Origin of the sequence: Plantactinospora siamensis (assembly GCF_042434095.1) — a bacterium.
In the GTDB taxonomy this organism is placed as follows: domain Bacteria; phylum Actinomycetota; class Actinomycetes; order Mycobacteriales; family Micromonosporaceae; genus KBS50.
Genome location: NZ_JBHLUE010000004.1, coordinates 199,120 through 225,511, shown reverse-complemented (window position 1 = coordinate 225,511; position 26,392 = coordinate 199,120). Strand labels below are relative to the sequence as shown.

The window sequence follows — 26,392 nt, the reverse complement described above, 5'->3', positions numbered from 1 at the left end:
GTAGGTTCGAGGCCGTGACCAGGTACGTGGTGATCGGCGGCGGGATCGTCGGGCTCGCGACGGCGCACCGGATCGTGACCGACCGGCCCGGCGCCGAGGTCACCGTGCTGGAGAAGGAGCCCACGCTCGGCGCCCACCAGACCGGGCACAACTCCGGGGTGATCCATGCCGGCGTCTACTACCGCCCGGGCAGCCTCAAGGCCCGGCTCTGCCGGGCCGGCGCCCGGTCCATGCTGGACTTCTGCGCCGAGCAGGGCATTCCGACCAGGGTGTGCGGAAAGCTGATCGTGGCGGTCGAGCCGGTCGAGCTGCCCGGGCTGCGCGCGCTGCACGAGCGGGCCGGCGCCAACGGCCTGCCGGTCCGGCTGATCGGCCCGGATGAGGCCCGCGAGCACGAGCCGGCGGTCCGCTGCGCCGGCGCGATGTGGGTGCCGCCGACGGCCATCGTGGACTTCCGGGCGGTCTGCGCCGCGCTGGGCCGGCTGCTCGCGGCCGCCGGGGCGCGGGTCCGCACCGGCGTCCGCGTCACCGGCATCACGCCCGGCACGACGGGCGCGGGCACGACGGGCGCCGGCATCACGCCCGGCACGACGGGCGCAGGCGGTCCGTCCGGCCCGGCCAGCGCCGCTGGCCCGACCGCCGGGACGCGGCCGGCCGCCGTCGTGCACACCACCGACGGCGACGTGCCGGCGGATGTGCTGGTGAACTGCGCGGGCCTGCACGCCGACCGGATCGCCCGGCTGGCCGGCGTCGATCCGCCGGCCCGGATCGTGCCGTTCCGCGGCGAATACCATGAGCTGCGTCCGGAGCGTCGCGACCTGGTCCGCGGGCTGATCTACCCGGTCCCCGACCCGCGCTTCCCGTTCCTCGGCGTGCACCTCACCCGCATGATCGACGGGAGCGTGCACGCCGGCCCGAATGCCGTGCTGGCCCTGCACCGCGAGGGCTACTCGTGGCGCCGGGTGGCCGGCCGGGACGCGCTGGACCTGGCCACGTACCCGGGCCTGTGGCGGCTGGCCCGCCGCCACCTGCGGTACGGCGCGGCCGAGGTGACCCGGTCGCTGTCCCGGCGGCGGTTCGCGGCCAGCCTGGCCCGGCTGGTCCCGGAGGTCACGGCCGCCGACATACGGCCGGCCGGTGCGGGCGTACGGGCCCAGGCCATCGCGCCGGACGGCGCGCTCATCGACGACTTTCTGATCGTGCGCGGTGACCGACAGGTGCACGTGCTCAACGCTCCGTCACCGGCCGCCACCAGCTCGCTGGAGATCGCCAAACACATCGTCGCGGAGTTGCCCAGCTAGGTGTACTGCCCAGGACGCGTGCGTCCGACCCGTACCCCGGTGACCGCTTCCGCTCGGCCGCGCCCGCCAGTACGGTGTGCGACGGATTCTCGGGTACGAGCGGACGAGGATGATGGGGAGGATGCCGTGCGCGCGCGTGCGTGCCTGATCGGGGTCGGCCTGTTGGCCCTCGCCGGCTGCGGTCAAGAGGCGCCGGCCGAGCCGGCGGACATCCCGCCGCCCACCTTCGCCGACATGCCGGCGGCCAGCGCGGGCGGCGCCTGCGAATTGCTGGACTTCGCCGCCGTGCGGGCGGCCGTGGGCGTGCCGTTCGACGTCTCCGGTGCCACCGCCGTGCAGGGCACCCGCAGCTGCGTGCTGCGGTCGGCCGCCGGCGCGCTGCCGGACCTGGCGCTGTCGGTGGCCGAGACGGAGGCCGATCCGGCGATCTTCCGGGCGACAGCGGTGCCGCGCGGCGGTCGCAAGCTGGACGGGCTCGGTCAGGCGGCCTACCAGACCACGTCGGCGCCGGCCAAGGGCCGCCCGGCCACCGCCGAGGTCGGCTGGCTCAGCCAGGACCACCAGCTGTTCACGGTCCGCTACTCCGGAACGCCGACGGACGATCGGGCGGCGACCGAAAGGCTCATCCCCGGGCTGGTGTCGCTGGCCAAGCAGATCGATGCGCGGAGCTGACGGGCGCGGGCAGCTGACGGGCGCGCGAGCTGAGGGGCGCGGGCAGCTGGCGGGCGCGCCGAGCTGACGCAGGGGATCCGGGTGGCGCCGGCGGCGGGCCGGCCGGGCTCAGGAGGCGGCCACGAACACCCGGGACGCCACCTCGCGAGGCAGGGTGATCTTGTCGCCGGACCGGTCGATGGTGACCCCGTCGCGCTCCTGCTCGACGGTGACCGTGGCGCCGGGGTCGACGCCCGCGGCGTGCAGCTGGCGCAGCACGTCGGCGTCGGTCTGCACGCTCTCGCAGATCCGGCGGACCGTCACCGCGCCGCTCAGCCCCGGGAACACCAGGTTGCGCTCGGTCTCGGCGACCGGCCGGGGCTCGCCCACCGGCTGGCTGCCGAGCGCCTCCAGCCCGGGGATGGGGTTGCCGTACGGCGACCGGGTGGGCCGGTTGAGCAGCTCGTAGACCTTCCGCTCGACGGCGTCGCTCATCACGTGCTCCCACCGGCACGCCTCGTCGTGGGCCTCCTCGTACGGCATGCCGATGACGTTCACCAGCAGCAGCTCGGCGAGCCGGTGCTTGCGCATCACCGAGACGGCCGTGTTGCGCCCGAGGTCGGTCAGCCGCAGGTGCCGGTCACCCTCGACCGTGAGCAGCCCGTCCCGCTCCATCCGGGCGACCGTCTGGCTCACCGTCGGGCCGCTCTGCCGCAACCGCTCGGCGATCCGGGCACGCAGGGCCGGCACACCCTCCTCCTCCAGCTCGAGGACGGTGCGCAAATACATTTCCGTAGTGTCCACTAGGTCGTGTCTGTTCATTGCCGTCCCCTTCCGGCGACGGCGGCGACTCGACACCGGTCGACCAGCTCGTTCACGTCAGGCCCTCCCCGGTTGTCGATGCTACCGCGCGGCGGGAACCGGACGATCGGCCACAACGCGGCGCCGCGCGCCGGATGGTGTTCACTGACCCTATGTCCGGTGTCGGTGATCTCCTGGTTGACGCGCCCGCCCTCGCCGCCGAGCTGGCCGGCGGCGACCCGCCCACCCTGCTCGACGTCCGCTGGCGGCTGGCCGGGCCGCCCGGCCGGGACGACTACCGGGCCGGGCACCTGCCCGGCGCCGTCTTCGTGGACCTCGACACCGCGCTGTGCGGCCCACCGGGCGACGGTGGGCGGCACCCGCTGCCCGACCCGGACACGCTCGAGGCGGCCCTGCGCGCGGCCGGCGTCCGCCGCGACCATCCCGTGGTGGTCTACGACGGAGGCGACGGCCTGGCCGCGGCCAGGGCCTGGTGGACGCTGCGCTGGGCCGGTCACCGGCCGGTGCGGGTGCTGACCGGCGGCTACCCGGCCTGGCTCGCCGACGGCCGGCCGACCGACACCGACGTCCCCGAGCCGGCGCCCGGGGACGTGGTCGTGCGGCCGGGCGCGCTGCCGGTGCTGGACGCTGCGGCGGCCGCCCGGTTGGCCGCCGGCGACGGCGCGCTGCTCGATGTGCGCGCTCCGGAGCGGTACCGCGGCGAGACCGAGCCGATCGACCCGGTGGCCGGGCACGTTCCGGGGGCCCGCAACCTGCCGGTCGGCGACCTGCTGGCCGGGCCGGGCCGGCCGCTGCCGGCCGCCGACCTGCGGTCGCGGTTCGCGGCGGTCGGCGTCGAACCGGGGGTACGCGTCGGCGCGTACTGCGGCTCAGGGGTGACCGCGGCGCAGGCCGTGCTGGCGCTGCACCTGGCCGGCCGGGACGACGCGGCGCTGTACGTGGGTTCGTGGAGCGACTGGATCGGCGACCCCGACCGGCCGGTGGCGACCGGGGACGAACCGCCGCGCGGGTGAACGTGAAGCCTCCGGGGCGCGGGCCCGGTCGCGTGCGAGACTGACGCCATGTCCGACGGCACGGTCGTGGTCTGGGACGAGAGCCTGCTGGCGTACGACCTGGGCGAGCACCCGCTCGATCCGGTACGGGTCGAGCTGACCATGGCGCTCGCCCGGGAATACGGCATCCTCGACCGGCCCGGGGTCCGGATGGTCGCGCCGGCGCCGGCCGACGACGCCGCGCTCACCCGGGTGCACAGCCCGGAATACCTGGCCGCCGTGCGGGCCGCGCCCAACGACCCGTTCTTCGCCGGGTTCGGCCTCGGCACCTCGGACAACCCGGTCTTCGACGGCATGCACGACTCCAGCGCGCTGATCGCCGGCGCCAGCCTGGCCGCGGCCGAGGCGGTGTGGCGGGGCGACGCGCGCCGGGCGGTGAACGTGGCCGGCGGGCTGCACCACGCCATGCCGGACCGGGCCGCCGGGTTCTGCGTCTACAACGACCCGGCCGTGGCCATCGCCCGGCTGCTCGACTCGGGCGCCGAGCGGATCGCCTACGTGGACATCGACGTGCATCACGGCGACGGGGTGCAGCACATCTTCTACGACGACCCGCGGGTGCTCACGATCAGCCTGCACGAGACCCCGCTGGCGCTGTTCCCCGGCACCGGCTTCCCGGACGAGACCGGCGGCCCGGGCGCCGACGGAAGCGCGGTCAACCTGCCGCTGCCGCCCGGCACCGGCGACGCCGGCTGGCACCGCGGGTTCGCCGCGGTGGTCCCGTCGGTGCTCCGGGCGTTCCGGCCGCAGCTGCTGGTCACCCAGTGCGGGGCCGACGCGCACCGGCTCGACCCGCTGGCCGACCTGCGGCTGTCGGTGGACGGCCAGCGAGCCGCCTACCTGGCCCTGCGCGACCTGGCCGACGAGCTCTGCGACGGCCGCTGGGTGGCGTTCGGCGGCGGCGGGTACGCGCTCGTCGAGGTGGTGCCGCGGGCCTGGACCCACCTGCTGGCCATCGTGACGGGGGAGCCGGTCAAGCCCGCGAAGCTGACCCCGGCGCGCTGGCGGAAGCTGGCCGAGAGCCGGCGCCCGGGCCGGGAGGTGCCGCTGCGGATGACCGACGACGCCGATCCGGCGTACGAGCCGTGGCAGCCGGGCGGCGAGCCCGACGCGGTGGACCGGGCCATCATGGCCACCCGCAAGGCGGTGTTCCCGCTGCACGGCCTCGACCCGCACGACCCGCGCGACTGAGCCGATGACCGGCGCCGTGGAGGTCCCCGACCGGTCGGCGGACGTGCTGCTCACCGACGGGTCCACCGTCCACCTGCGACAGATAACCCCGGCCGACGCGCCGGCCATCGTGGCCATGCACTCGCGGTTCTCCGAGCGCACCCGCTACCTGCGCTACTTCTCGCCGTACCCGCGGATCCCGGAACGCGACCTGGCCCGCTTCGTCACCGTCGACCACCACGACCGGGAGGCGTTCGTGGTCACCTCCGGCGACCGCATCCTGGCGGTCGGCCGGTACGAGCGGCTCGGCCCGGCCGCGCCGGAGGCCGAGGTGGCGTTCGTGGTGGAGGACGCGCACCAGGGCCGGGGCATCGGCTCGGTGCTGCTGGAGCACCTGGCCGAGGCGGCCCGCCAGGAGGGCATCGCCGGCTTCGTGGCCGAGGTGCTGCCCACCAACGGCGCCATGCTGCGGGTCTTCGCCGACTTCGGCTACCAGGTGCAGCGGCAGTACGCCGACGGCGTGGTGCACCTGACGTTCCCGATCGCCCCCACCGAGCAGTCGCTGGCCGTGCAGCGCCGCCGCGAGCAGCGCACCGAGGCGCGGTCGATCGCCCGGCTGCTCGCCCCGCGCGCGGTGGCCGTTTACGGCGCGAGCACCACCGGCCAGGGGGTGGGCGCGGCGCTGCTCGGGCACCTGCGGGACGGCGGTTACACCGGGACGGTCGTACCGGTGCATCCGACCGCCGGCACGGTCGCCGGGCTGCCCGCGTACCCGTCCGCGGCCGGCGTGGGCGCGCCGGTGGACCTCGCGCTGGTCGCGGTGGCCCCGGACGCGACGCCCGGGGTCCTGGCCGACGCGGCCGCCGCCGGCGCGCACGGCCTGGTGGTGGTCTCGGCCGGCTTCGCCGAGGCCGGCCCGGCGGGGGAGCGGGCCCAGCACGATCTGGTCCGCGCCGCGCACGATGCCGGCATGCGGGTGGTCGGACCGAACTGCCTGGGCATCGCCAACACCGACCCGACGGTACGGCTCAACGCCACCCTCGCGCCCCGGCTACCGGCCCCCGGCCGGGTGGGCCTGTTCAGCCAGTCCGGGGTGTTCGGTGTCGAGCTGCTGGCCGAGGCCGACCGGCGCGGGCTGGGGTTGTCGAGCTTCGTCTCGGCCGGCAACCGGGCCGACGTCTCCGGCAACGACCTGCTGCAGTACTGGCGGGACGACCCGCGCACCGACGTCATCCTGCTCTACCTGGAGACGTTCGGTAACCCGCACAAGTTCGCCCGGCTCACCCGGGAGATCGGCCGGACCAAGCCGATCGTCGCGCTCGCCGCCCCACCGGTGGAGCCGGGGGGATCGGTGGAGCCGGCGGGATCGGTGGAGCCGGCGGGATCGGTGAAGCCGGCGGGATCGGGGGAGCCGGCGGGATCGGGGGAGCCGGCGGGATCGGGGGAGCCGGCCGGATCGACCGACCCGGTCGGGGTCGTCGGGCCGGACGCCGCGGCGGTCACGGCGCTGTTCGCCCGGTCCGGGGTGGTCCGGGTGGAGACCGTGGCCGAGCTGCTGGATGCCGGGGTCCTGCTGGCCAACCAGCCGCTGCCGGCCGGCCGCCGGATCGGGATCGTCGGCAACTCGTCCGCGCTGACCCGGTTGGCCGCCACCGCCTGCCGGTCCCGCGGCCTCGTGGTGGCGCGGGGCTACCCGGCCGACGTGGGCCCGCAGGCAACGGCGCACGAGTTCGGCGACGCGGTGGCCGACGCGGCCGTGCACCCCGGGGTCGACGCCCTGGTGGTGGTCTTCGCGCCCCCGCTGCCCGGCCAGTTCCCCGACCAGGACGCCGACTTCGTCACCGCGCTCACCAGCGTGGCGCTGGCCGGTGACCGGCCGACGGTCGCCACGTACCTGGCCGGCCGGCTCCCGCCCGGGGTGCCGTCGTACCCGTCGGTGGAGGAGGCCGTCCGGGCGCTGGCCCGGGTGGTCGAGTACGCGCAGTGGCGCCGGCGCCCCCCGGGGGAGCTGCCCGAGCTGCCGGGAATCGCCGAGGAGGCCGGGCGGTCGGCCATCGCGGCCGGCGGGCCGGGGATGACCGCCGCGCTGCTGCGGGCGTACGGGATCGAGGTGACCCCGTCGGGGCTGGCCGGTACGGCGGACGAGGCCGCCGGCGTGGCCGGTCGGCTCGGCTACCCCGCGGTGCTCAAATCGGCCCGTCCCGGTTTGCGGCACCGGCTCGATCTGGGCGCCGTCCGGCTGGGGGTGGCCGACGAGCGCGCCCTGCGGAGCGCGTACGCCGAACTGGCCGCCGGCTTCGGCCCGGAGGTCCTGGTGCAGCCGATGGTCCCGGCCGGGGTGGCGTGCGTGGTGGAGACCGTGGTGGACCCGGCGTTCGGGTCGGTGGTCGGCTTCGGGCTCGGCGGCGTGGCCACCGAGCTGCTCGGCGACCGGGCGTGGCGAGCCGCCCCGCTCACCGACCGGGACGCGGCGGGGCTGATCGAGGAGCCCCGGCTGGCGCCGCTGCTGCACGGCTACCGGGGCGCCGACCAGGTCGACCGGGCCGCGCTGGTGGACCTGCTGCTGCGGGTGGGCCGGCTGGTGGACGACCACCCGGAGGTGCGCACGCTGCGCCTCAACCCGGTGCTGGCCCGCCCGGACGGCCTTACCGTGCTCCATGCCGAGGCCACCCTGCGGCCCGCGGCGCTGCGTCCGGACACCGGCCCCCGCCGACTGTAAGGAAGGGCCCCTTCTTATCGCTTTTTGTATAGCAAGGGCCCCCTTTTAACATAGGCAGCATCAGCCGGGCAGCGTCGCCCCACCTGTGCTGGTATCCAGCAGCCGGAGCGCCACCCGGTTTGCGGCCGCCAGCACCGCGAACACGACCGCGAGCACCGGGTGTCCGGTGAGCAGCAATGCGAGCGTGGCACCGCCGAACACCACCCACTCGGGCAGCAGGCGGAGCGGATCCGGCAGCGGGTAGCGGGCGCGGGGCGCCACGAAAAGCCCCCACAGCACCGCGCCGGCTACCGGCAGGAGCACCGCGAGCAGCGGGCGGCTCCAGCCGGACCAGCCGGCCTGCCAACCGCCGTAGCCGAGCGCGGCCAGCGCCACCAGCTCCAGCAGGAACCGCAGGGTGAGATTCAGTCCACGCAGCATCCGGACATTCTCCGGCCCGGGAGCACGGGCGTTAAGAGGGGCCCCCTGCTATACAGAAAGCGATAACAGGGGGCCCTTCCTTGCACCTCAGCTGGCGTACGCCTCCAGGCGCTGGGAGAGGGCCGGCTGCCGCAGCTTGGTCAGGGTGACCTTCTCGATCTGCCGGATCCGCTCCCGGGACAGCCCGAACTCGCGACCCACCTCGTCCAGGGTGCGCTGGCGGCCGTCGTCGAGCCCGAACCGCAACCGGATCACCGCCTGCTCCCGCTGGGACAGCGTGGCCAGCACGATCTCCACCTCGTCCCGCAGCTGGCCGCCCGCGGCCGCGTCGGGCTGGCCGGTCGGTCCGGTCGCCGCCACGAAGTCGCCGAGCGCGCTCTCGCCGTCCTCGCCGACCGCCTGGTCGAGGCTGACCGGCTCGCGGTCGTACGAGATCAGCTCGATCACCTGGTACTCCGGCACGCCGAGCGCGGTCGCCACCTCGGCCACCGTGGGCTCGCGGCCGAGCGTGACCGACAGGTCCCGGCGGGTCCGGACCATCCGGTTGACCTGCTCGACCATGTGCACCGGGATGCGGATGGTGCGGGCCTGGTCGGCCATGGCCCGGGTGATGGCCTGGCGGATCCACCAGGTGGCGTAGGTGGAGAACTTGTAGCCCTTGGTGTAGTCGAACTTTTCGACGGCGCGGATCAGGCCGAGGTTGCCCTCCTGGATGAGGTCCAGGAACGCCATGCCGCGGCCGGTGTACCGCTTGGCGATGCTGACCACGAGCCGGAGGTTGGCCTCCAGCAGGTGGTTCTTGGCCGCCCGCCCCTCGTCGGCCACCACGGCCAGCTCGGTCCGGGCCGCCTGGCCCGCCGCGCCGCCGGCGGCTGCCAGCTTCTCCTCGGCGTACAGACCGGCCTCGATCCGCTTGGCGAGCTCCACCTCCTGCGCCGCCGTGAGCAGTTTGGTCCGGCCGATGCCGTTGAGGTACGCCCGGACCAGGTCGGCCGAGACACCGCGCTCGTCGGCGGCGTCCAGGTCCGGCTGCGTCGGCTGCTCCTCGGCGTCGTCGCCGGTGAACTGCTGCTCTGCTGCGATCAGGTGCGAAACCACCGAAGTCGCCTCCCCGCGTCAACATCTGGTGTTGCCCGTACGACGCGACTGCGCCGTACGAACATCAGCTTGCCGATCGGGGCGTTAAGCGACCGTAAGGTGTCACAGCTCCAGCAGGACCGTGCGCGGACCGACGTTCACGCTCTCCACCAGCATGTGCGCGCGGAACCGGCCGGTCTCCACGGTCGCCCCGCGCTCGCGCAGCGCCGCCGCGAACTCGGCCACCAGCGGCTCGGCCAGCTCGGCCGGGGCGGCGGCCGTCCAGCTCGGCCGGCGGCCCTTGCGGGCGTCACCGTACAGGGTGAACTGGCTGACCACCAGGATCGGCGCGGCCACGTCGGCGGCCGACCGCTCGTCGTCGAGGATCCGCAGCTCGTGCACCTTCCGCGCCATGGCGGCGGCGGTGGCCGCCGTGTCGGCGTGGGTGACGCCGAGCAGCACGAGCAGCCCGCCGGCGATCGCGCCGACGCGCTCGCCGTCCACCGTCACGCTGGCCCGGCTGACGGTCTGGACCACCGCGCGCACCGGGTCAGCCCGCCGGGAGGATCAGGCCGCGCTCCACCAGGTGCGCGACGATCGGCCCGGCCGCGTCCGCCAGATCCTCCTCCGGTACGTCGTTCGCGGCGGCCAGCACCGTCAGCTGGTCCCGCAGCGCCACCCGCCCGTCGCACCCGCTGATCAGCGTCAGCACCAGCGGATCCACCTCCTCGGACCAGCGCAGCCCGCGCGGCATGGTGAGCACCTGGCGGTCCACGGCCCAGCCCTCGTCACCCATGGTGGCGTCCTGGGTCAGCCGCAGGCCCTCGGCCAGCCGGTAGCGGGCGGCCAGCAATTCGGCGTCCGACCGGACGGCCAGCCAGTCCCGCCGATCGAACCAGGCCGCGATCTGGTCACCCATCGGCGGTTCGACGGACTGGCGCAGATCCTCGACCCGGATCAGCGGCTGGGTCCGGCCGGCGCGGCGCAGCGAGATGATCCCGAAGCCGATCGCCTCCACCTTGTGCGCGTCGAACCAGTCCAGCCAGGACGCCACCCGCGCCGGATCGGCCACCTCGCCCGCGTCGGCCAGCCACAGGTTGACGTACGCCATCGGCTCGGCCACCTCGCGCTGGATCACCCAGGCGTCCAGCCCGGTGCCGCGGATCCAGCCGGTCACCCGTTCGGCCCAGTCCTCGCCGGCCACGTGCACCCAGTTGGCCAGGTACTGCATGGTGCCACCCTCGGTGAGCAGGTCCGGCGCGGCCGCGGCCAGCTCGGCGCCGACCCCGTCGCCCACCCGACCCGAGTCCCGGTAGGTGTGCGTGGTGGTGCCCGGCCCGACCACGAACGGCGGGTTGCTCACCACCAGGTCGAAGCGGCGGCCGGCCACCGGGGCCACCATGTCGCCGCGGCGCAGGTCCCAGTCCTGCCCGTTCAGCGCGGCCGTGGTGGCGGCGAACCGGAGCGCCCGGTCGGACAGGTCGGTGGCCGTCACCGTCCCGGCGTGGGTGGCCAGGTGCAGGGCCTGCACCCCGGATCCGGTGCCGAGGTCGAGCGCCGAGCCGACCGGGCGACGGATGGTCGCCCCGATCAGCGTGTTGGTCGCGCCGCCCACCCCGAGCACGTGTTCGGCCGCGAGCGGTTGGCCCGGGCGGGAACCCGCCGGAACGTCGGAGAGCACCCACCACTCATCCCCGTACGGTTCGAGGTCGATCCCCTGGCGCAGGCCCTCGCCGTGCCGCTCGACCAGACCGGCCGCGAGCGCGTCGGCCAGCGGCAGCGGCGCCAGCGCGGCGGCCACCGCGGCCTCCGGCTCGGTGGCCGCGCAGAGGAACAGCCGGATCAGCGTGGCCAGCGGGTCGCGGTCCTCGGTGGCCCGCAGCGCGGCCCGGTGGTCGTTGCGGGCCATCCCGCCGGTGGCCGCCGGCCCCAGCCGCCCGGCGATGCCGTTCGACGTGTAGTCCGCGGCCTCCAGGGCGCTCCGGAGCTGGTCGACACCGGCCGGGGAGAGCAGCATCTCGTATCCGTTCACGCCGCCATCCTGCCTCGCTCCCGCGATGTGGCGTCGGGCGGCCGGCCAAATATCCGACATACCGCCCATTCGCCTCGGACGGGCGGTTACCTCAGGTCGTATGTGGCGGTCCGGCTATCGGGTCTCGGGTGGTGGGTCGTCCGGGCGGCTCAGCGAGCGGTCGGTCGGCAGGGCCGTCAGCTGGCGGCAGGGCAGCGGGTTCCCGCACGAGCACCGGCGGCGCAGGACCAGGCCCTGTCGGGTCCAGCGCGGTCGGTGCCGGTTCGCCAACTCGATGGCGAGTCGAGCGAATTCCGACAGCTCGGGTGCGGGTGCCACGCTCCCTCCCTCCGTGCGCCGATGCGGGTGGCTAAGCGCCGTTGAACGGGCCCTTCTACAGAATGCGAGATATTGACTGAAGGCACAATGTCTATTTGATTACTTCGACGACGGACGCGATTTGTGATTGCCATTTGATAATCGCTTTTGCGAAGTGCAAGATGCGCACCGTCCAGCTCGGACGGTCGACGGCACGCCGGCTGGCGGGCCCGCCGCGCGTTCCTGGTGGTACGGCGGAGCGGGCTCAGCGCTCGGCCGCCACCCCACCCGCACCGGGGTCGGTCGCGATTCTGGGCGAGCGGCGAAGGAATGAGGTGAGGCCGGCCGTGAGCGCCGCGGGAATCCGCGTACGGACCCATTCTCGCCCGAATTCCCGCCGACCGGGCCCCAGCTGCGGATCCATCGCGCAATTCCGTTCCGTTCCGTCAGCCGAGCGCGCCGCGCCGGCCCACCGTCGCGGGTCCGGCGGGTGCGTCGTGTCGCCGGGCCCGGATGGGGGACCATGGCAGCCATGACGCTCTCGTTGCCGATCGATCCGCCGGCGAACGACCTGCTCAACTCCAGCCCGCTGGCCCTGCTGCTGGGGATGGTACTGGACCAGCAGATCCCGCTGGAGAAGGCGTTCACCTCGCCGTACGTGCTGACCCGCCGGCTCGGTCACGAGCCGACCGCGGCGGAACTCGCCGGATACGACCGGAACGCGCTGGTGCAGATCTTCGCCACGCCGCCGGCGTTGCACCGCTTTCCCAAGGCCATGGCCGACCGGGTCCAGCAGGTGTGCCGAGTCCTGGTGGAACGCTACGGCGGCGACCCGGCCGGGCTGTGGGCGGACGCGCGGACCGGCCAGGAGCTGCTGTCCCGGATCGGTGACCTGCCCGGGTTCGGCGCTCAGAAGTCGCAGATCTTCCTGGCCCTGCTCGGGAAGCGGTACGACGTCCGGCCGCAGGGCTGGCAGGCGGCGGCCGGGGCGTACGGCGAACCGGACGCCTACCGCTCCGTGGCCGACATCACCGACGCCGACTCACTGGCCCGGGTCCGGGCGTACAAGCAGCAGCTGAAGGCGGCGGCCAAGGCCGGCCCGGTCGGCTGACCCGGCACGCCTCGGGCCGCCCGCGAACCAGCCTGCCGACCGCGGGACGCCGCAGCCGCGCGGAGCTAGGCCGACGCCGGTTGGGCTGGCCGCGGACGGCTCAGGCCGCGCGCGGGCCGGCCAGGGCCGCGAGGGCGCGCCGGACGTCGGCCAGCGAGACGGTCGCGCTGTCGTCCAGCTCCGCCAGGCCGGTCTCGATCCACTGGCGCATCAGCGTGGTCACCCCGATGCCCCGGGCGTCGGCCGCGGCGCGCACCCGCTCGTACGTCTCCAGGGGCAACCGGACGGACCGGCTCACCATCGGCTCGTCGGTGTCCGGCCGGGGCAGCTCGACCGGCTGGCCCTCGTCGACGAGCTCACCGAGCCCATCGTCTCCGGCGTGGAACCGATCGATGGCATCCCGTCGGTGCATGGCTGCGCTCCTCACCGTCGTCCCCGCCGCAGGGCCTCATCGAGACGCTTGGCCTCGACCTCGCTGAGCTCCCGTGCCGAGAGGACGTCCCAGTCGTTGTCCTGGCCGCCGGCCTCGGCCAGCAGGACGGCGATCCGCCGGCCGCGACCGATGGCCGCGTAGACGATCACCGCGTCATCGCCGAGATGCCGGATGACCCGCCGCCCGCCGTGCAGCGCGGCCCACACCTCGCCGGTGGTCACGCCGTAGACCGCCAGGTTGCGCAGCGCCTCGGGGGTGAAGCTGAAGCGGCCGCGCATGCATCGAGCGTACCACCGGCGTGGTACGCGGACCCGGCACGGACGGATTCGCATGCCCGGCACGTGGTTGCCGCCCCCGGATGGTGCAAGGATGGACTGGCCCCGGAGGAGGAACGTGTGGCGAAGGAACCAGCAAACCGCCCCATCCTGATCACCGATGCGTCCCGCAGCCCCAGCGACCAGCTGCACAGCCGCGAGGTCCGCTACGTGGTGATGATGGGCATCCGGGTGCTCTGCCTGATCGTCGGCGCCATCCTGATCAGCGTCAAGGCCCCGCTGCTCTGGCTGTGGTTGCCGCTCTGCCTGGTCGGGATGGTGCTCATCCCGTGGCTGGCCGTCCTGCTGGCCAACGACCGGCCGCCCCGCGAGGAGGAGCGGCTGCGCAACAAGCTGCGGCACCGGCCGCCCCCGGAGGAGGCGCCCGCGCTCAGCCTGACCGCGGAGGAGCGCGCGCACCGCGTCATCGACGCCGACTCCTGACCGCCGGCCGGGGCGCGGGGTCGGCTCGCGCGGCCGGCTCGGCATGCGTCAAGGTCGACGCCGCCCCGTGTGGTGGCGCCGCCGGCAAACGTGCTGTGCGACACCCAGGACCGGCTGGCAGAATGGGTACGTGACATCTCCCGCCGTTCCGGAAACCAGTGGCACCATCCTCGAGCGCCCCGTCGAGCGTCCGATCGAGCACGGTGACCACGAGCGGTTCTCGCACTATGCCGAGCGAGACAAGATCACCGAGGCCATGGTCCTCGGCACTCCCATCAAGGCGCTCTGCGGCAAGGTCTGGATCCCCTCGCGGGATCCGAGCCGGTTCCCGGTCTGCCCCGAGTGCAAGGAGATCTTCTCCGACGACAAGCGCTTCTTCGATCCAAAGCCCGAGTCGGGCGAGTAGTCGGCGGCGGTGCACACCTCCACCGCCCTGCTGGTCGCCGACCTCACCGGGGTGGCGGTGTTCGCCGCCTCCGGCGCCTCCGCCGGGGTCGCCAAGCGGCTCGACCTGTTCGGTGTGGTGTTCGTCGGGATCGTGGCCGCCCTCGGCGGCGGCATCTTCCGGGACCTGGTGATCGACAAGGCCCCGCCGCTGGCCTTCGCCGACTGGCGCTATCCGGCCACGGCGGCCCTGGCGGCCGCCGCGGTCTTCTGGCTGCACCCGCACTTCAGCCGGCTGCGTACCACCGTTCTCGTGCTGGACGCCGCCGGCCTGGGCCTCTTCACCGTGACCGGGACCACCGCGGCGCTCGTGGCCGGCGTGCCGGCGGTGGGCGCCTGCCTGATCGGCATGCTCACCGGCATCGGCGGCGGTCTCGGCCGGGATCTGCTCACCGGCGAGATTCCCGCGGTGCTGCGGCGCGAGATCTACGCGGTGGCCGCGCTGGCCGGCGCGGTCACGGTGGCCGGCTCGGCCCGGCTGGGCGGGGATGGCCCGCTTGCGCTGGTCGCCGGGGCGCTGCTGGTCTTCGGGGTACGGCTGGTCGCCCTGCGCCGCCGCTGGTCGGCCCCGGTGGCCACCGACCGCCCCCTCCGGCAGCGCACGCCCACCGGCTGACGGCTGGACGTCCCGGCGCGGGCCCGAACCGGCCCGACTCCGCGTCCACGGCGGTCACCCGCGGTGGCGGGTGGCGGGTGTGACGAAGGAGCCCGCTGTGTCGGCTGGGGCCGCCGGGACGGGCTGGTTATTCTGGTACGGCCTTCGCGGCCAGCCGGACGCGGAGGCGTTTTCGTGGTCAGCCGCGACCGGGTCCCGTCCCGGACGGCCGGGCCGCCGGAGGGGGGAGCGTCGCGTTGGGTGCCGGGGCAGTCTCGACGGAAACCTTCCCGGCGCTGCGGGACTGGCAGCGGAAGGCCCTTGTGCAGTACCTGCGCCGCCGGTCGGCCGACTACACCGCCGTCGCCACCCCGGGCGCCGGCAAGACCACCTTCGCGCTGCGGATCGCCGCCGAGCTGCTGGCCGACGGCACCGTCGAGGCGATCACCGTGGTGGCGCCCACCGAGCACCTGAAGACCCAGTGGTCGCTGGCGGCGGCCCGGGTGGGCATCCAGCTCGATGACGCCTTCCGCAACGCCGACCTGCGCTCCTCGGCGGACTTCCACGGGGCCGTGGTGACGTACGCGCAGGTCGGCATGGCCCCGCAGGTCCACCGGCGGCGCACCATGACCCGCCGGACGCTGGTCATCCTCGACGAGATCCACCACGCCGGCGACTCGCGGACCTGGGGCGACGGCGTCAAGGCGGCCTTCGAACCCGCCGTACGCCGGCTGATGCTCACCGGCACCCCGTTCCGGTCCGACGAGAACCCCATCCCGTTCGTCGAGTACGAGCGCGGCGAGGACGGCCTGCTGCGGTCCCGCGCCGACTCGGTGTACGGGTACGCCGAGGCGCTGCGCGACGGGGTGGTGCGGCCGGTGATGTTCCTGGCGTACTCCGGGGAGACCCGGTGGCGCACCCGGGCCGGCGACGAGCTGGCGGCGCGGCTGGGCGAGCCGATGACCCGGGACCTGGTCGGCCAGGCGTGGCGTACCGCGCTCGACCCGGCGGGGCAGTGGATGCCGCAGGTGCTGCGCGCGGCCGACGCCCGGCTGCAGGCCAAGCGCGCCGGCGGGATGGCCGACGCCGGCGGCCTGGTCATCGCCAGCGACCAGCAGTCCGCCCGGGCGTACGCCAAGCTGATCAACACGCTTACCGGGCAGCGGCCGGTGGTGGTCCTCTCGGACGACGCCGGCTCCTCGGCCCGGATCGCCGCGTTCGCGGCCTCCGACGAACGCTGGCTGGTGGCCGTGCGGATGGTCTCCGAGGGCGTCGACATCCCCCGGCTGGCGGTCGGGGTGTACGCCACCAGCGCCTCCACGCCGCTGTACTTCGCCCAGGCGATCGGTCGGTTCGTCCGGGCCCGCCGCCCCGGCGAGACCGCCTCGGTGTTCCTGCCCAGCGTCCCGCACCTGCTGGGCCTGGCCAGCGAAATGGAGGCACAGCGGGACCACGTGCTCGGCAAGCCCAAGGGCGACGAGGACGGCCTCGACGACGCGTTGCTGGAGCGGGCCCAGCGGGACGAGCAGGCCAGCGGCGAGCTGGAGAAGCAGTTCGAGGCGCTCTCGGCCACCGCCGAACTGGATCAGGTGATCTTCGACGGCGCGTCCTTCGGCACGGCGGCCCAGGCCGGCACCCCGGAGGAGGAGGAATACCTGGGGCTGCCGGGGTTGCTCACCGCCGACCAGGTCGCGGTGCTGCTCAGCAAGCGGCAGGCAGCCCAGCTGGCCGCCCAGCGGCGGAACCGGGCAGACAACCCAGAGGTGCCGGAACCGCGCGCCGAGAGCGCGCCGATGAGCGCGGCCCAGCGCCGGGTGGCGCTGCGCCGCCAGCTCAACACCCTGGTGGCCGCGCACCACCACCGGACCGGGCTGCCGCACGGCAAGATCCACGCCGAGCTGCGCCGGCTCTGCGGCGGTCCGCCCAGCGCGCAGGCAACCATCGAACAGCTCGAGCAGCGCATCGCCACCGTGCAGACCCTCTGACGACCGGCCGTCGGCGACGATCGGCGCGCCGGGAACGATCCGCCGTCGGCGAGGACCGGCCGCCGGGGACGATCGGCCGCCGGGGACGATCGGCCGCCGGGGGACGATCGGCCGTCGGCGACGACCGGCGCGCCGGGGACGCGCGGGCCGCGGCGACGACCGCCCGGCGGCGTTCGTACGCCGGTGCCGGGCAGCGGGCGCGGACAGACAGACGGCCGGAGGCACCCTGTTCGGGTGCCTCCGGCCGGCTATGTCGGATTGCTGGTTAGTTCGCCATCATGTCGGCGCCACGCCACGTGAATTCCGGGTCCGCCACGTACCGCACGGTGATCTTGACCAGATCCTCGGCGTACTTGTTGGCGTGGTGCCCGCAGAACACCAACTCGCCCCCGCCCGCCAGCGTGATACGGAGCTTACCGGCAGCGTTGCAGCGGTCGCACCGTTCATCGGCAGCTGGGGGAGCCACCGTCTCGGGCGGCGGCGTGAGGGTCGGGGTCATCGCCTTCCTCCTCTGGTCGTCACCGATGAACACATTCCTCTGTTGCTCACCTATCGTGCAACACCCGCGGGGGGTGCGGCCTTCCCAGTGTGCCCGCGGGGGACCGAGGTCACACGTCGTACCGACAGTGTGCAGTGCCCCCCCGGGCCCACGTCAACGATCTCGGCCGCGGAACCGGCCGATCACGTCCGCAAGACGTACGACCGGTGACGTGATCGGCACAACCGGTTGATGGGATCAGTCCAGGTAGTCGCGCAGCACCTGGGAGCGCGACGGGTGGCGCAGCTTGGACATGGTCTTGGATTCGATCTGCCGGATCCGCTCCCGGGTCACGCCGTAGACCTGGCCGATCTCGTCCAGCGTCCGGGGCTGGCCGTCGGTGAGCCCGAACCGCAGCCGGACGACGCCGGCCTCCCGCTCGGACAGCGTCTGGAGCACCTGCTGGAGCTGGTCCTGCAGCAGCGAGAACGACACCGCGTCCACCGCCACCACGGCCTCGGAGTCCTCGATGAAGTCGCCGAGCTGGCTGTCGCCCTCGTCGCCGATCGTCTGGTCGAGCGAGATGGGCTCCCGGGCGTACTGCTGGATCTCCAGCACCTTCTCCGGAGTGATGTCCATCTCCTTGGCGAGCTCCTCCGGGGTGGGCTCGCGGCCCAGGTCCTGGAGCAGCTCCCGCTGGATGCGGCCGAGCTTGTTTATCACCTCGACCATGTGCACCGGGATGCGGATGGTGCGGGCCTGGTCGGCCATGGCCCGGGTGATGGCCTGGCGGATCCACCAGGTGGCGTAGGTGGAGAACTTGTAGCCCTTGGTGTAGTCGAACTTTTCGACGGCGCGGATCAGGCCGAGGTTGCCCTCCTGGATGAGGTCCAGGAACGCCATGCCGCGGCCGGTGTACCGCTTGGCCAGGCTGACCACGAGCCGGAGGTTGGCCTCCAGCAGGTGGTTCTTGGCCCGCTCGCCATCGCGGGAGATCCACAGCAGGTCCCGGACCATGTCCCGGACCATCTTCTCCTCGCCGTCCTCGGCCGCCCGGAGCCGCTCGGCCGCGTAGAGGCCGGCCTCGATCCGCTTGGCGAGTTCCACCTCCTGCTCGGCGTTCAGCAGGGGGACCTTGCCGATCTGCTTCAGATAGGCCCGTACCGAGTCGGCCGAAGCGGTCAGCTCGGCGTCCCGCCGGGCCTGCTTGAGCGCCTCCGACTCCTCGTCGTCCCACTCGAAGTCATTGTCGGTGGCCGATTCGGCGGCGTCCGCCGCGGCGGCCTGCGCCAGCTCGGCCGGCTCGTCGACCACGACGTCCTCGATCTCGGCGGCCAGCTCCTCCGGGTCGACCTCGGCCTCGCCGTCGGCCGGCGCCTCGCCGGCCTTGCCGCCCTTCGCGGACTTGGCCGGCTTCGCGGCGGTCTTGGCGGCCGCCTGCTTGGTCCCGCGGGCGGCCTTCGGCCTGGCCGGCGCCTCGGCGGTGGCCGTCACGGTCGAGCCGCCGTCGCCGCCCACCACGGCCGCCGTGGCGGCCTTGGCGGCCGGCGCCGCTGCGCCGTCCGCGGCCGGCGCCTGCTTGGGCGCCGGAGCGGGCGCCGCGGGCGCGGCCTTCTTGGTCGCCTTCGCCGTGGTCACCCGCGATGCCGGGGTGGCCGAACGGGCCGCCGCCACCCGCGGCCGGCGGGTGCTCGCGGAGCCGTCCACCACCACGGTCACGCCCGCCTCGGAAAGCGCGCGCAGGATCTTCTTGGCCTGGGCCGGGGTCACCTCGGCTGACTCGACCGTTCGCGCGAGCTCGGCCGACGTGAGCTGGCCGCCGGCGTTCTGCGCGTGAGCGATCAGAGTATCGGTGAGCGAGCGGACATCGGCGCCGGTCTGGCGTGGATCTGTCACGAATGACCTTCCCGAGGCGGTAACGAGCACGGCCGGGTCCGGCCAGCACAGGGCGGCGACCGAGTCTGGCCGATGTGGTTTAGGCGCCCCCGCGGCCCGTACCGTCCGGCTTCGGAGGTTCGTGGCGCGTGGGTAGGGGTGAATTGTAACGCCGTTCTGGGCCGGATTGCCGAGCCGCACGCCGCAACGACGACCGTGGGGGCGCGGCCATCGGAAAATTGTGGAGTTTGGAAGGATGTTATCCGCTGGCGCTTCCCCGCGCCGGCCCCTGGGCCGAGGAAAGAGGGACCACATGCCGGGCGCCGGAGCAACGCCGGAGGAACTCCTGGAGATCGCCGTCACCGTGGCCCGGGGGGCGGCCGCGACGGCGAGCCAGATGCGCGCCGAGGGGGTGTCGCCGGTGGCCACCAAGAGCACCGCCACCGATGTGGTGACCGCCGCCGACCGGGCCGTGGAGCAGGAGGTGGTGGCCGAGCTGCGCCGCCTGCGGCCGGCCGACCGGGTGCTCGGCGAGGAGTTCGGCGCTGGCGGCGGTGAGGCCGATCCCTCGGCCGGTACGGGCGCCGTCCGCTGGGTCGTGGATCCCATCGACGGCACCGTGAACTATCTCTACGGCCTGCCGCAGTACGCGGTGTCGCTGGCGGCCGAGCGGGACGGGATCGTGGTGGCCGGGGTGGTGGTGAACGGCGCCACGGGCGACGAGTGGACCGCCACCGCGGGCGGCGGCGCGTACCGGGCGGGCCGGCGGCTCACCGGCTCGAGCGAGACCGACCTGGCACAGAGCCTCGTGGCCACCGGCTTCGGCTACGACGCGGGCCGGCGGGCGCACCAGGCCGGCGTGCTGGCCGGGCTGATCAGCCAGGTCCGGGACATCCGCCGGTTCGGCGCGGCCGCGCTCGATCTCTGCCTGGCCGCCGAGGGGCTGGTCGACGCGTACTACGAGAAGGGTCTGCAGCCGTGGGACCTCGCGGCCGGCGGGCTGATCGCCCAGGAGGCGGGCCTGCGGGTGGACGGCCTGGCCGGCGCGCCGGCCGGGCCGGACATGGTCCTCGCGGCGCCGCCGGCGCTCTTCACGCCGCTGCACGACCGGCTGGCCCGCCTCGACGCCGCCGGCGGTCCGTGAGCGCGGCCGGTGGTCCGTGAGCGCGGCCGGTGGTCCGTGAGCGCGGCCGGCGGTCCCTGATCAACACGATGTCCGGGAAGTCGGGGGTCTGGGCGACCGCAACTCCGAATGCCGTGACATCGGGCCGGCTGGTCGCCGGCCGGCCGCGGTCAGCTCTTGCCGTTGCTCATGCACGTGCCGGGCGGCAGCGACGGGGCGCCGAGCGCCGCGACCGCCTGGTTGACCTCGGTCGTCGTGGCCAGCTGCTGGAACTTGTTGCCGATGACCACGTCGACGACCGCGTCCTTGCGGTTGCGGTCGAACTCCGGGGTGGCCTCGTCGAGGAAGTACGCCCGCAGCAGCTGGGCCGAGCCGAGCCCCTTCGGGCCGAACCGGAGCACCGCGACCGCGTCGATCTTTTTGTGCTGCGGGTCGTTGGTCTTCTTGAGCACCTGGAACTTGCGGTTGGCGAAGTCGGTGCCGACGATCTCGGCGAGGCCCTGCGTCTGCGTACCGTTGTAGACGTTGATCTTGACGTCCTTGTTGTCCGGCAGCTCGGCGTTGGCCGGGATCTCACCCTTCTGGCAGCCGCCCGCGAGCTTCTGGTCGGCCTGCGTGTCCCGGACCAGCGCCACGACGATGAAGACCAGAGCGAGCATCAGCAACGCCCCAACGATGACGAGTGCCCGCACCCGCGCAAAGCTCATCCGGTTGGCTCCCCGTCCTTGTCCGGCCGCGTCCACCGGCACGCCGCGGCGACCGGCAATCGAGTATCCCGCTGAGGCTAACGGTTGTCCCGCCGAGCGGCGAAACCGCGTCCGTTCCGGCGCGGCTGCGTTGATCCCTCGGCTGACGCACCTATCTTCGTGTCGCCTGAGTCACATTGGGAACAACTTCCGGCACTCGGGCGTACATGCATGCGATGAGAGCGGTATACATGCCTCGCCTGTAGGGGGGTAAGGTACCGCGCTCGCCCGGGGTCTCTCTTCGTGGCCGTCGCGGCCCGGCTGGTGCCGGCGCCGTGTCGGTCGAAAAGGTGACCGGCCAGCGGGAACCGAAACACCGTCGTCCGGCGTTACAACCGGCAACGACTATATCGACATGGGAGAGTGAAACCGATGGCCACCGACTACGACGCCCCGCGTCGAGACGAGGTCGACCTGGGCGAGGACAGCCTGGAGGAGCTCAAGGCCCGGCGGGTCGACTCACAGTCGGGCGCCGTTGACGTCGACGAGGCGGAGGTCGCGGAGAGCTTCGAGCTGCCCGGCGCCGACCTGGCCGACGAGGAGCTGACCGTCAAGGTGCTGCCGATGCAGCAGGACGAGTTCCGCTGTGCCCGCTGCTTCCTCGTCCACCACCGCAGCCAGCTCGCGGTGGAACGGAACGGCGACCTGATCTGCCGCGAGTGCGTCTGATCCAACCACCACGCGTGCGTGCGGCGCACGTACGCGTCGACGCGCCCCACGGGCCCGGCGACCGGCCACCGACCGGTCCCGGTCCCGCCGGGCGCCGGAACGACCCCGGCGGGGTGCCCGGCCGGGCCGGCGCCACGACGGCGCGGTCCGGCGTACGCGTCGGAACGCTCGGCGTGCGGAGCGCTCCGCTATTTGCTTGACTCCTTTTCAGGAGACTCGGTGCCGCACATTCGGCGCCGCGGTCGGGGTGCCGAGTCCCGTAACGACGGGACGCGCAGCGAGGAGTCGAGATGAGCAAGCGCGGCGAGGACGCGGGTACGCACGGCGCTGAGCGGGCCGGCGACGGCGCCGACCCCACGGTGGACTTCGCGGGCATCCCGGGCGCACCCGGCGAGGAAACCGAGGTCGTCCGGGCCGACGACGGGCTGGGCGCCACGGTCGCGGCGCTCACGGCCGACGACCTCGAGCAGGGCCAGCGTCGCCGGCTGCTGGGCCGGCTGGTCCAGCAGGTGCGGGTCCGCCGGGTCGGCGAGCTGTTCCGCCCGAAGTCCGCGCTGCGGTGGATCACCGAGGCGGTCGGCGACGTGGCCCCGCACATTCCGGTCCGGGACGCGGACACGCTGCGCCGGCACTTCGCCGGGCTGGACGATCACGAGCTGGCCGAGCGCCTCATCCGCAACGCCGCGCGGGCGACCGCGGGCGTGGGCGCGGCCGGCGGCGGCGTGGCGGCCGTCGAGTGGACCGTCACCCCCACCCTGCTCTCCGCGCCCGTGCTGCTGGCGGCCGAGACGGTGGCCGTGGTGGCCATCGAGCTGAAGCTCATCGGGGAACTGCACGAGCTGTACGGCGTGCCGGTGCCGGGGCACGGCCCGGAACGCGCCATGAGCCTCATCCAGTCCTGGTCCGGCCAGCGCGGTGTCAACCCGATGATGCCGGGCGTCGGCGTAGGCGCGGTGCTCGGCACCGCCGCCCGGCGGGAGTTGCGGGAGCGGCTGCTGCGCCGGTTTGGCCGCAACCTCACCACGCTCGGACCGTTTCTCAGCGGCGCGGCGGTGGCCGGCTATCTCAACCGGCGGGCGACCCGGGGTCTCGGCGAACGGGTCCACGACGACCTGCGGAATCGCCGGGTGGCCGGCCGGCGCGACCGGTCGGCCATCGAGGGCACGGACGGAAACTGAGCGACCGGCCCACCGGGCGGCGCGGGCCCGGGCCGGGACCGAGCGGCCGCCGGCGCGACCGGCTCATCCGGCGTCGCGACCGGCTCATCCGGCGTCGCGGGCGGCCAGCAGGGCCGCGGCCAGCCGCACCGGATGCCGCGAGCTGACCACCCAGTACGGCGTCGGATCCGCCGGGTCGGCCAGCACCACCTGCACGGCGCCGGGGATCCACGGGCGCTGCACCACGAACGCCAGCGGGTCCGCCGCCACACCCAGCACCTCCCGCCGCCCGGACGCGTCCAGCGGGACGGCGTCGGCGACGTATCGGACCGGGAGCCGCGCGTCGTCGACGTGCAGGACCCCGTCCACCACCGCGACCCGGATCCGTCCGAGCCACCACAGCGCCAGGCCCATCAGTGGCAGCAGGACGGCGAACGGGAGCCAGGCCCGCAGGCCCTGGCCGCCGAGCCAGACCTCCGCGGCCAGCAGCAGGGTCACGACCACGGCCAGCAGCCACAGCCACCAGGGCAGCGCGAGCCGCTCCGCGTACCCGGCGGTGTCGGGTCGGACGGCGGGGGGCGGGTGCGGGGCGGCCACACCTGCGAGCGTACGGCCCGACCCGCCCGGCGCATCCGAGGGTTCGGCGCGGCCCCGGCGGATCGACCGGGCAGGATGGGGGAACATCGTCAGGGAAGAGGTAAGCGTGTCCGAGTTCCTGCCCGTACCCGTGCGGCGGCTCGATCCGGGGCTGCCGCTGCCGGCGTACGCCCATCCGGGTGACGCCGGCGCGGACCTGGTGGCGGCCCGCGACGTCGAGATCCCGCCCGGCGGCCGGGAGCTCGTCCCGACCGGGCTCGCGGTGGCCGTTCCGGAGGGGTACGTCGGGCTCGTGCATCCGCGGTCCGGACTCGCCGCCCGGTTGGGCGTGACGGTGCTCAACGCGCCCGGTACGGTCGACGCCGGCTATCGGGGGGAGATCATGGTGAACCTGGTGAACCACGACCCGACGAGTCCGGCCCGGATCCGCCGGGGCGACCGGATCGCGCAACTTCTCGTCCAACGGGTGGAGCGGGCCGGGTTCCACGAGGTCGATGAGCTGCCACCGTCCCCACGGGGTACCGGAGGGCACGGGTCGACCGGCGGGCACGCGAGCCTGGTCGTCCAGCACGAGGCGACGCACGACAGCATGACGGAGGGTTGGGGACAGTGATCTTCTCGAAGGGGCGCCGCGGGGCCGGCCGGCACGAGCGGGCAAACCAGCCGGAGGACGGGGTACCGGAGACCCCGGCCACGCCGTCCCGCGGCCCGTACGACGCCGCCGAGGCGCCGGCCGGGGTGCAGCGGTTGGACCTGGGCAGCCTGCAGATCCCGGCGGTCGAGGACGTCGAGGTGCGGGTGCAGGCGGACCCGGACGGCACCATCCAGCAGGTGGTGCTCGTGCACGGCGAGAACGCGCTCCAGCTGGGGGCGTTCGCCGCGCCGCGCAGCGAGGGGATCTGGGACGAGGTGCGTGACGAGATCGAGGAGTCGCTGCGCTCGCAGGGGGCGCGCACGTCGCACCGCACCGGGGAGTACGGGACCGAGCTGCTCGCCCGGGTCGACACCCCGGACGGGCCGGCGGAGCTGCGGTTCGTCGGCGTCGACGGGCCCCGCTGGATGGTCCGGGCGCTCTACCAGGGCGCCGCGGCCGCCGATCCGGGCGTGGCCGGGCCGCTCGATGCGATCCTGCACGGCCTCGTGGTGGACCGCGGGCAGGACCCGCGACCGGTCCGGGAGGGGCTGCCGCTGCGGCTGCCCAAGGAGGTCGCCGACCAGGCCGGCGCCGGCGCCGATGCCGGCACGCCGGCGCCGGTGGACGGGGTGGTGAACGGGCAGCAGCATCCGCTGCGGGCCAACCCGTCCCCGCGGCCCCGCAACGCCGACTGATTCCGCGGGCCTTCCCCTCGGGTCCTCGGATCCTCGGGTCCTCGGGTCCCGCGGGTCCTCGGGTCCCGCGGGTCCTCGGGTCCCGCGGGTCCTCGGGTCCCGCGGGTCCTCGGGTCCCGCGGGTAGCGGCCCGGGGGGCTCGCGGGCGTACCCTGGGGTAGGGTTCGCCGCGTCGGCGGGCCGGGCGAGCGCGCCTTTTCGGGAGAGGGTGACGTCGAGGTCATGGCGACCGACGAAAGCCGGGTGTCGGTCCGCCGCTTGTTCCAGCGGCTGACCGCGAGCGAGGCCGAGATCGAGGCGCAGGAGCTCCAACGGGAGAGCGCCCGCGCCGGTGGCACGCCCGCCGAGGTGTGCCGGCGCGGCCAGGTCGTGTCGATCTCGGGGCGCCTGCGCACCGTGGTCTACACGCCGCGGACCAACCTGCCGACCCTGGAGGCGGACCTGTACGACGGCACCGACGTGGTGACCCTGGTCTGGCTCGGGCGGCGGCACATCGCGGGCATCGAGCCCGGGCGCCAACTTGTCGCGCGCGGGCGGCTGGCGGTACGGGACGACCGTAAAGTCATCTACAACCCGTACTACGAGTTGGAGCCGCCCCATTGACGCCGGACGACCGACCGAGCCGCGAACGGATGCCGCGATGACCACTGGACAACCGCCGATCGCCCGTCCCGACCCGGAGGCCCCGGCGGAGGAGCCGCTGCCGAGCTTCGCCGAGCAGGTCGCCGACCAGCTCGGTGGCTGGCGCGGCATGCTGGAGTCCAGCATCCCGGTGCTGGTGTTCGTGCTGGCCAACGTGATCGGTCCGCTGCGTCCCGCGGTGATCGCGGCGGTGGCCGTCGCGGTCGTCATCGCGGTGATCCGGCTGACCCAGCGCCGCCCGGTCCGGCACGCGGTGAACGGACTGCTGGGCGTCGCCATCGGCGCCGTCATCGCGCTGCGCACCGGCAACGCCCGCGACTTCTACCTGCCCGGCATCATCTACGGGCTGGCCGTGGGCGCCGCCCTGCTAATCTCCGCGGCCGTCCGTCAACCGGTGGTCGGCTGGGTCTGGTCGGTGATCGCCGCCGGGGGCCGGTCCGACTGGCGGGACGATCCGCGGCTGGTCCGGGTCTTCGTCCGGCTGACCGCGCTGTGGGGCGTCGTCTGGGTGCTCAAGGTCGGCGCGCAGGCCGCGCTCTGGGCGGCCAACATGGACACCGCGCTCGGGGTGGCCCGGCTCGTCCTCGGCTACCCGCCCTACGCGCTGCTGCTGGTCATCACCGTCTGGACCGTCCGCCGCACCACCCGCGACCCCGCCCTCCGCACCCCCGACCCCGCCGTCTGACCCCAGCGACCCACCCCAGGCAGGCTTAAGCCAGCCTCACCGCAGGCCGGCCCGCCCGCAAGCCAGCCCCACCGCAGCCCGGCCCGCCCCACGCCACCCAGCCCGTCACCCCCGCCGCCGCACCCCCCGACGGCGGCCACGCACGACGGATCCGGGTATTCCTTGAGGTCACGTCAGCAACGTGCGCAGGGGTTCGCCGACCCTGCCCACGTCGGGATCAAGCC

The 26,392-nt window shown here is 74.2% G+C and carries 29 protein-coding genes; 17 read left to right on the top strand and 12 right to left on the bottom strand.

Going from position 1 to position 26,392, the window contains the following annotated elements; all coding sequences use genetic code 11:
• The first annotated feature begins 14 nt into the window (after window positions 1–14).
• Window positions 15–1,301: an L-2-hydroxyglutarate dehydrogenase gene (gene lhgD / locus ACFFHU_RS05965; protein WP_377336532.1), complete on the top strand. Its 1,287-nt coding sequence runs from the start codon at window positions 15–17 to the stop codon at window positions 1,299–1,301.
• 126 nt (window positions 1,302–1,427) lie between these two features.
• On the top strand, window positions 1,428–1,973 hold the full coding sequence (locus ACFFHU_RS05960; RefSeq protein WP_377336530.1) for a hypothetical protein: 546 nt from the start codon (window positions 1,428–1,430) through the stop codon (window positions 1,971–1,973).
• A gap of 108 nt (window positions 1,974–2,081) precedes the next feature.
• On the opposite strand, the gene ACFFHU_RS05955 is transcribed toward ACFFHU_RS05960, so the two are convergent.
• Entirely contained in the window at window positions 2,082–2,774 is a 693-nt protein-coding gene (locus ACFFHU_RS05955; RefSeq protein WP_377336528.1) for an iron-dependent transcriptional repressor DtxR, read from the bottom strand.
• 152 nt (window positions 2,775–2,926) lie between these two features.
• Here ACFFHU_RS05955 and ACFFHU_RS05950 point away from each other — a divergent pair, with 152 nt between their 5' ends.
• The 3 genes from ACFFHU_RS05950 to ACFFHU_RS05940 are packed head-to-tail and all read left to right on the top strand — an operon-like array spanning window position 2,927 to window position 7,715.
• Entirely contained in the window at window positions 2,927–3,787 is an 861-nt protein-coding gene (locus ACFFHU_RS05950; protein ID WP_377336526.1) for a sulfurtransferase, read from the top strand.
• Between the two features lie 48 nt (window positions 3,788–3,835).
• Window positions 3,836–5,017, top strand: coding sequence for an acetoin utilization protein AcuC (locus ACFFHU_RS05945; protein WP_377336524.1), 1,182 nt, complete (start codon window positions 3,836–3,838; stop codon window positions 5,015–5,017).
• Window positions 5,018–5,021: 4 nt separating this feature from the next.
• Window positions 5,022–7,715 (top strand): bifunctional acetate--CoA ligase family protein/GNAT family N-acetyltransferase, encoded by a 2,694-nt coding sequence (locus ACFFHU_RS05940; protein WP_377336522.1) that lies wholly within the window; start codon window positions 5,022–5,024, stop codon window positions 7,713–7,715.
• Between the two features lie 60 nt (window positions 7,716–7,775).
• On the opposite strand, the gene ACFFHU_RS05935 is transcribed toward ACFFHU_RS05940, so the two are convergent.
• The 5 genes from ACFFHU_RS05935 to ACFFHU_RS05915 all read right to left on the bottom strand — a co-directional run bounded on the left by ACFFHU_RS05935 (window position 7,776) and on the right by ACFFHU_RS05915 (window position 11,562).
• The gene (locus ACFFHU_RS05935) at window positions 7,776–8,135 is read right to left on the bottom strand and encodes a YrdB family protein (RefSeq protein ID WP_377336519.1); all 360 of its coding nucleotides are present in this window, start codon (window positions 8,133–8,135) and stop codon (window positions 7,776–7,778) included.
• A gap of 87 nt (window positions 8,136–8,222) precedes the next feature.
• Entirely contained in the window at window positions 8,223–9,218 is a 996-nt protein-coding gene (gene sigB, locus ACFFHU_RS05930; RefSeq protein WP_377337253.1) for an RNA polymerase sigma factor SigB, read from the bottom strand.
• 117 nt (window positions 9,219–9,335) lie between these two features.
• On the bottom strand, window positions 9,336–9,758 hold the full coding sequence (dtd, locus tag ACFFHU_RS05925; protein ID WP_377336517.1) for a D-aminoacyl-tRNA deacylase: 423 nt from the start codon (window positions 9,756–9,758) through the stop codon (window positions 9,336–9,338).
• A 4-nt stretch (window positions 9,759–9,762) separates the two neighbouring features.
• Window positions 9,763–11,229 (bottom strand): DUF7782 domain-containing protein, encoded by a 1,467-nt coding sequence (locus tag ACFFHU_RS05920; RefSeq protein ID WP_377337252.1) that lies wholly within the window; start codon window positions 11,227–11,229, stop codon window positions 9,763–9,765.
• 129 nt (window positions 11,230–11,358) lie between these two features.
• Window positions 11,359–11,562 carry a hypothetical protein gene (locus ACFFHU_RS05915; protein WP_377336515.1) on the bottom strand — a complete coding sequence of 68 codons (204 nt, stop codon included), beginning with the start codon at window positions 11,560–11,562 and terminating at the stop codon, window positions 11,359–11,361.
• Between the two features lie 502 nt (window positions 11,563–12,064).
• Here ACFFHU_RS05915 and ACFFHU_RS05910 point away from each other — a divergent pair.
• A complete protein-coding gene (locus ACFFHU_RS05910; protein WP_377336513.1) occupies window positions 12,065–12,652 on the top strand; it encodes an HhH-GPD-type base excision DNA repair protein in 588 nt (195 codons plus the stop codon).
• A 100-nt stretch (window positions 12,653–12,752) separates the two neighbouring features.
• On the opposite strand, the gene ACFFHU_RS05905 is transcribed toward ACFFHU_RS05910, so the two are convergent.
• On the bottom strand, window positions 12,753–13,064 hold the full coding sequence (locus ACFFHU_RS05905) for a YlcI/YnfO family protein (RefSeq protein ID WP_377336511.1): 312 nt from the start codon (window positions 13,062–13,064) through the stop codon (window positions 12,753–12,755).
• 11 nt (window positions 13,065–13,075) lie between these two features.
• Window positions 13,076–13,363, bottom strand: coding sequence for a hypothetical protein (locus ACFFHU_RS05900; RefSeq protein WP_377336509.1), 288 nt, complete (start codon window positions 13,361–13,363; stop codon window positions 13,076–13,078).
• 117 nt (window positions 13,364–13,480) lie between these two features.
• Here ACFFHU_RS05900 and ACFFHU_RS05895 point away from each other — a divergent pair, with 117 nt between their 5' ends.
• The 4 genes from ACFFHU_RS05895 to ACFFHU_RS05880 all read left to right on the top strand — a co-directional run bounded on the left by ACFFHU_RS05895 (window position 13,481) and on the right by ACFFHU_RS05880 (window position 16,867).
• Window positions 13,481–13,843: a DUF3099 domain-containing protein gene (locus tag ACFFHU_RS05895; protein WP_377336507.1), complete on the top strand. Its 363-nt coding sequence runs from the start codon at window positions 13,481–13,483 to the stop codon at window positions 13,841–13,843.
• A 130-nt stretch (window positions 13,844–13,973) separates the two neighbouring features.
• Window positions 13,974–14,249, top strand: coding sequence for a DUF3039 domain-containing protein (locus ACFFHU_RS05890; RefSeq protein ID WP_377336505.1), 276 nt, complete (start codon window positions 13,974–13,976; stop codon window positions 14,247–14,249).
• Between the two features lie 9 nt (window positions 14,250–14,258).
• Entirely contained in the window at window positions 14,259–14,903 is a 645-nt protein-coding gene (locus ACFFHU_RS05885; RefSeq protein WP_377336503.1) for a trimeric intracellular cation channel family protein, read from the top strand.
• Window positions 14,904–15,139: 236 nt separating this feature from the next.
• The gene (locus tag ACFFHU_RS05880; protein ID WP_377336501.1) at window positions 15,140–16,867 is read left to right on the top strand and encodes a DEAD/DEAH box helicase; all 1,728 of its coding nucleotides are present in this window, start codon (window positions 15,140–15,142) and stop codon (window positions 16,865–16,867) included.
• Between the two features lie 265 nt (window positions 16,868–17,132).
• On the opposite strand, the gene ACFFHU_RS05875 is transcribed toward ACFFHU_RS05880, so the two are convergent.
• Both ACFFHU_RS05875 and ACFFHU_RS05870 read right to left on the bottom strand, forming a co-directional pair.
• Entirely contained in the window at window positions 17,133–17,366 is a 234-nt protein-coding gene (locus tag ACFFHU_RS05875) for a DUF7455 domain-containing protein (RefSeq protein ID WP_377336499.1), read from the bottom strand.
• Between the two features lie 237 nt (window positions 17,367–17,603).
• On the bottom strand, window positions 17,604–19,241 hold the full coding sequence (locus ACFFHU_RS05870) for an RNA polymerase sigma factor (protein ID WP_377336497.1): 1,638 nt from the start codon (window positions 19,239–19,241) through the stop codon (window positions 17,604–17,606).
• A 292-nt stretch (window positions 19,242–19,533) separates the two neighbouring features.
• On the opposite strand from ACFFHU_RS05870, the gene ACFFHU_RS05865 reads away from it, so the two are divergent.
• Window positions 19,534–20,364, top strand: a complete 831-nt coding sequence (locus ACFFHU_RS05865) for an inositol monophosphatase family protein (RefSeq protein WP_377336495.1) — start codon at window positions 19,534–19,536, stop codon at window positions 20,362–20,364.
• Window positions 20,365–20,513: 149 nt separating this feature from the next.
• Here the strand turns inward: ACFFHU_RS05865 and ACFFHU_RS05860 are convergent, their stop codons facing one another.
• Window positions 20,514–21,035 (bottom strand): LytR C-terminal domain-containing protein, encoded by a 522-nt coding sequence (locus ACFFHU_RS05860; protein ID WP_377337251.1) that lies wholly within the window; start codon window positions 21,033–21,035, stop codon window positions 20,514–20,516.
• 426 nt (window positions 21,036–21,461) lie between these two features.
• Between ACFFHU_RS05860 and ACFFHU_RS05855 the strand changes: the two genes are divergently transcribed.
• Window positions 21,462–21,758 (top strand): DUF4193 domain-containing protein, encoded by a 297-nt coding sequence (locus ACFFHU_RS05855; RefSeq protein WP_013284790.1) that lies wholly within the window; start codon window positions 21,462–21,464, stop codon window positions 21,756–21,758.
• Between the two features lie 290 nt (window positions 21,759–22,048).
• Window positions 22,049–22,936 (top strand): hypothetical protein, encoded by an 888-nt coding sequence (locus ACFFHU_RS05850; RefSeq protein ID WP_377336493.1) that lies wholly within the window; start codon window positions 22,049–22,051, stop codon window positions 22,934–22,936.
• Window positions 22,937–23,020: 84 nt separating this feature from the next.
• Here ACFFHU_RS05850 and ACFFHU_RS05845 read toward each other — a convergent pair whose 3' ends face one another.
• Complete coding sequence (locus tag ACFFHU_RS05845) at window positions 23,021–23,512, bottom strand: DUF3093 domain-containing protein (RefSeq protein WP_377336491.1); 492 nt, start codon at window positions 23,510–23,512, stop codon at window positions 23,021–23,023.
• A gap of 106 nt (window positions 23,513–23,618) precedes the next feature.
• Between ACFFHU_RS05845 and dut the strand changes: the two genes are divergently transcribed.
• The 4 genes from dut to ACFFHU_RS05825 all read left to right on the top strand — a co-directional run bounded on the left by dut (window position 23,619) and on the right by ACFFHU_RS05825 (window position 26,168).
• Window positions 23,619–24,125 carry a dUTP diphosphatase gene (dut, locus tag ACFFHU_RS05840; protein WP_377336489.1) on the top strand — a complete coding sequence of 169 codons (507 nt, stop codon included), beginning with the start codon at window positions 23,619–23,621 and terminating at the stop codon, window positions 24,123–24,125.
• On the top strand, window positions 24,122–24,841 hold the full coding sequence (locus ACFFHU_RS05835; RefSeq protein WP_377336487.1) for a DUF3710 domain-containing protein: 720 nt from the start codon (window positions 24,122–24,124) through the stop codon (window positions 24,839–24,841). Before dut ends, ACFFHU_RS05835 begins: the two co-directional genes overlap by 4 nt.
• A 222-nt stretch (window positions 24,842–25,063) precedes the next feature.
• Entirely contained in the window at window positions 25,064–25,444 is a 381-nt protein-coding gene (locus tag ACFFHU_RS05830) for an OB-fold nucleic acid binding domain-containing protein (RefSeq protein WP_377336485.1), read from the top strand.
• A 37-nt stretch (window positions 25,445–25,481) separates the two neighbouring features.
• On the top strand, window positions 25,482–26,168 hold the full coding sequence (locus tag ACFFHU_RS05825; protein ID WP_377336483.1) for a DUF3159 domain-containing protein: 687 nt from the start codon (window positions 25,482–25,484) through the stop codon (window positions 26,166–26,168).
• Window positions 26,169–26,392: the final 224 nt, after the last annotated feature.

Bases quoted from the DNA above. Each gene is read 5' to 3' on its own strand.
- ACFFHU_RS05955 (WP_377336528.1), bottom strand. From the start codon at position 2,774: ATGAACAGACACGACCTAGTGGACACTACGGAAATGTATTTGCGCACC.
- ACFFHU_RS05950 (WP_377336526.1), top strand. From the start codon at position 2,927: ATGTCCGGTGTCGGTGATCTCCTGGTTGACGCGCCCGCCCTCGCCGCC.
- ACFFHU_RS05945 (WP_377336524.1), top strand. From the start codon at position 3,836: ATGTCCGACGGCACGGTCGTGGTCTGGGACGAGAGCCTGCTGGCGTAC.
- ACFFHU_RS05940 (WP_377336522.1), top strand. From the start codon at position 5,022: ATGACCGGCGCCGTGGAGGTCCCCGACCGGTCGGCGGACGTGCTGCTC.
- ACFFHU_RS05935 (WP_377336519.1), bottom strand. From the start codon at position 8,135: ATGCTGCGTGGACTGAATCTCACCCTGCGGTTCCTGCTGGAGCTGGTG.
- ACFFHU_RS05920 (WP_377337252.1), bottom strand. From the start codon at position 11,229: ATGCTGCTCTCCCCGGCCGGTGTCGACCAGCTCCGGAGCGCCCTGGAG.
- ACFFHU_RS05910 (WP_377336513.1), top strand. From the start codon at position 12,065: ATGGCAGCCATGACGCTCTCGTTGCCGATCGATCCGCCGGCGAACGAC.
- ACFFHU_RS05905 (WP_377336511.1), bottom strand. From the start codon at position 13,064: ATGCACCGACGGGATGCCATCGATCGGTTCCACGCCGGAGACGATGGG.
- ACFFHU_RS05900 (WP_377336509.1), bottom strand. From the start codon at position 13,363: ATGCGCGGCCGCTTCAGCTTCACCCCCGAGGCGCTGCGCAACCTGGCG.
- ACFFHU_RS05875 (WP_377336499.1), bottom strand. From the start codon at position 17,366: ATGACCCCGACCCTCACGCCGCCGCCCGAGACGGTGGCTCCCCCAGCT.
- ACFFHU_RS05865 (WP_377336495.1), top strand. From the start codon at position 19,534: ATGCCGGGCGCCGGAGCAACGCCGGAGGAACTCCTGGAGATCGCCGTC.
- ACFFHU_RS05855 (WP_013284790.1), top strand. From the start codon at position 21,462: ATGGCCACCGACTACGACGCCCCGCGTCGAGACGAGGTCGACCTGGGC.
- ACFFHU_RS05850 (WP_377336493.1), top strand. From the start codon at position 22,049: ATGAGCAAGCGCGGCGAGGACGCGGGTACGCACGGCGCTGAGCGGGCC.
- ACFFHU_RS05830 (WP_377336485.1), top strand. From the start codon at position 25,064: ATGGCGACCGACGAAAGCCGGGTGTCGGTCCGCCGCTTGTTCCAGCGG.
- ACFFHU_RS05825 (WP_377336483.1), top strand. From the start codon at position 25,482: ATGACCACTGGACAACCGCCGATCGCCCGTCCCGACCCGGAGGCCCCG.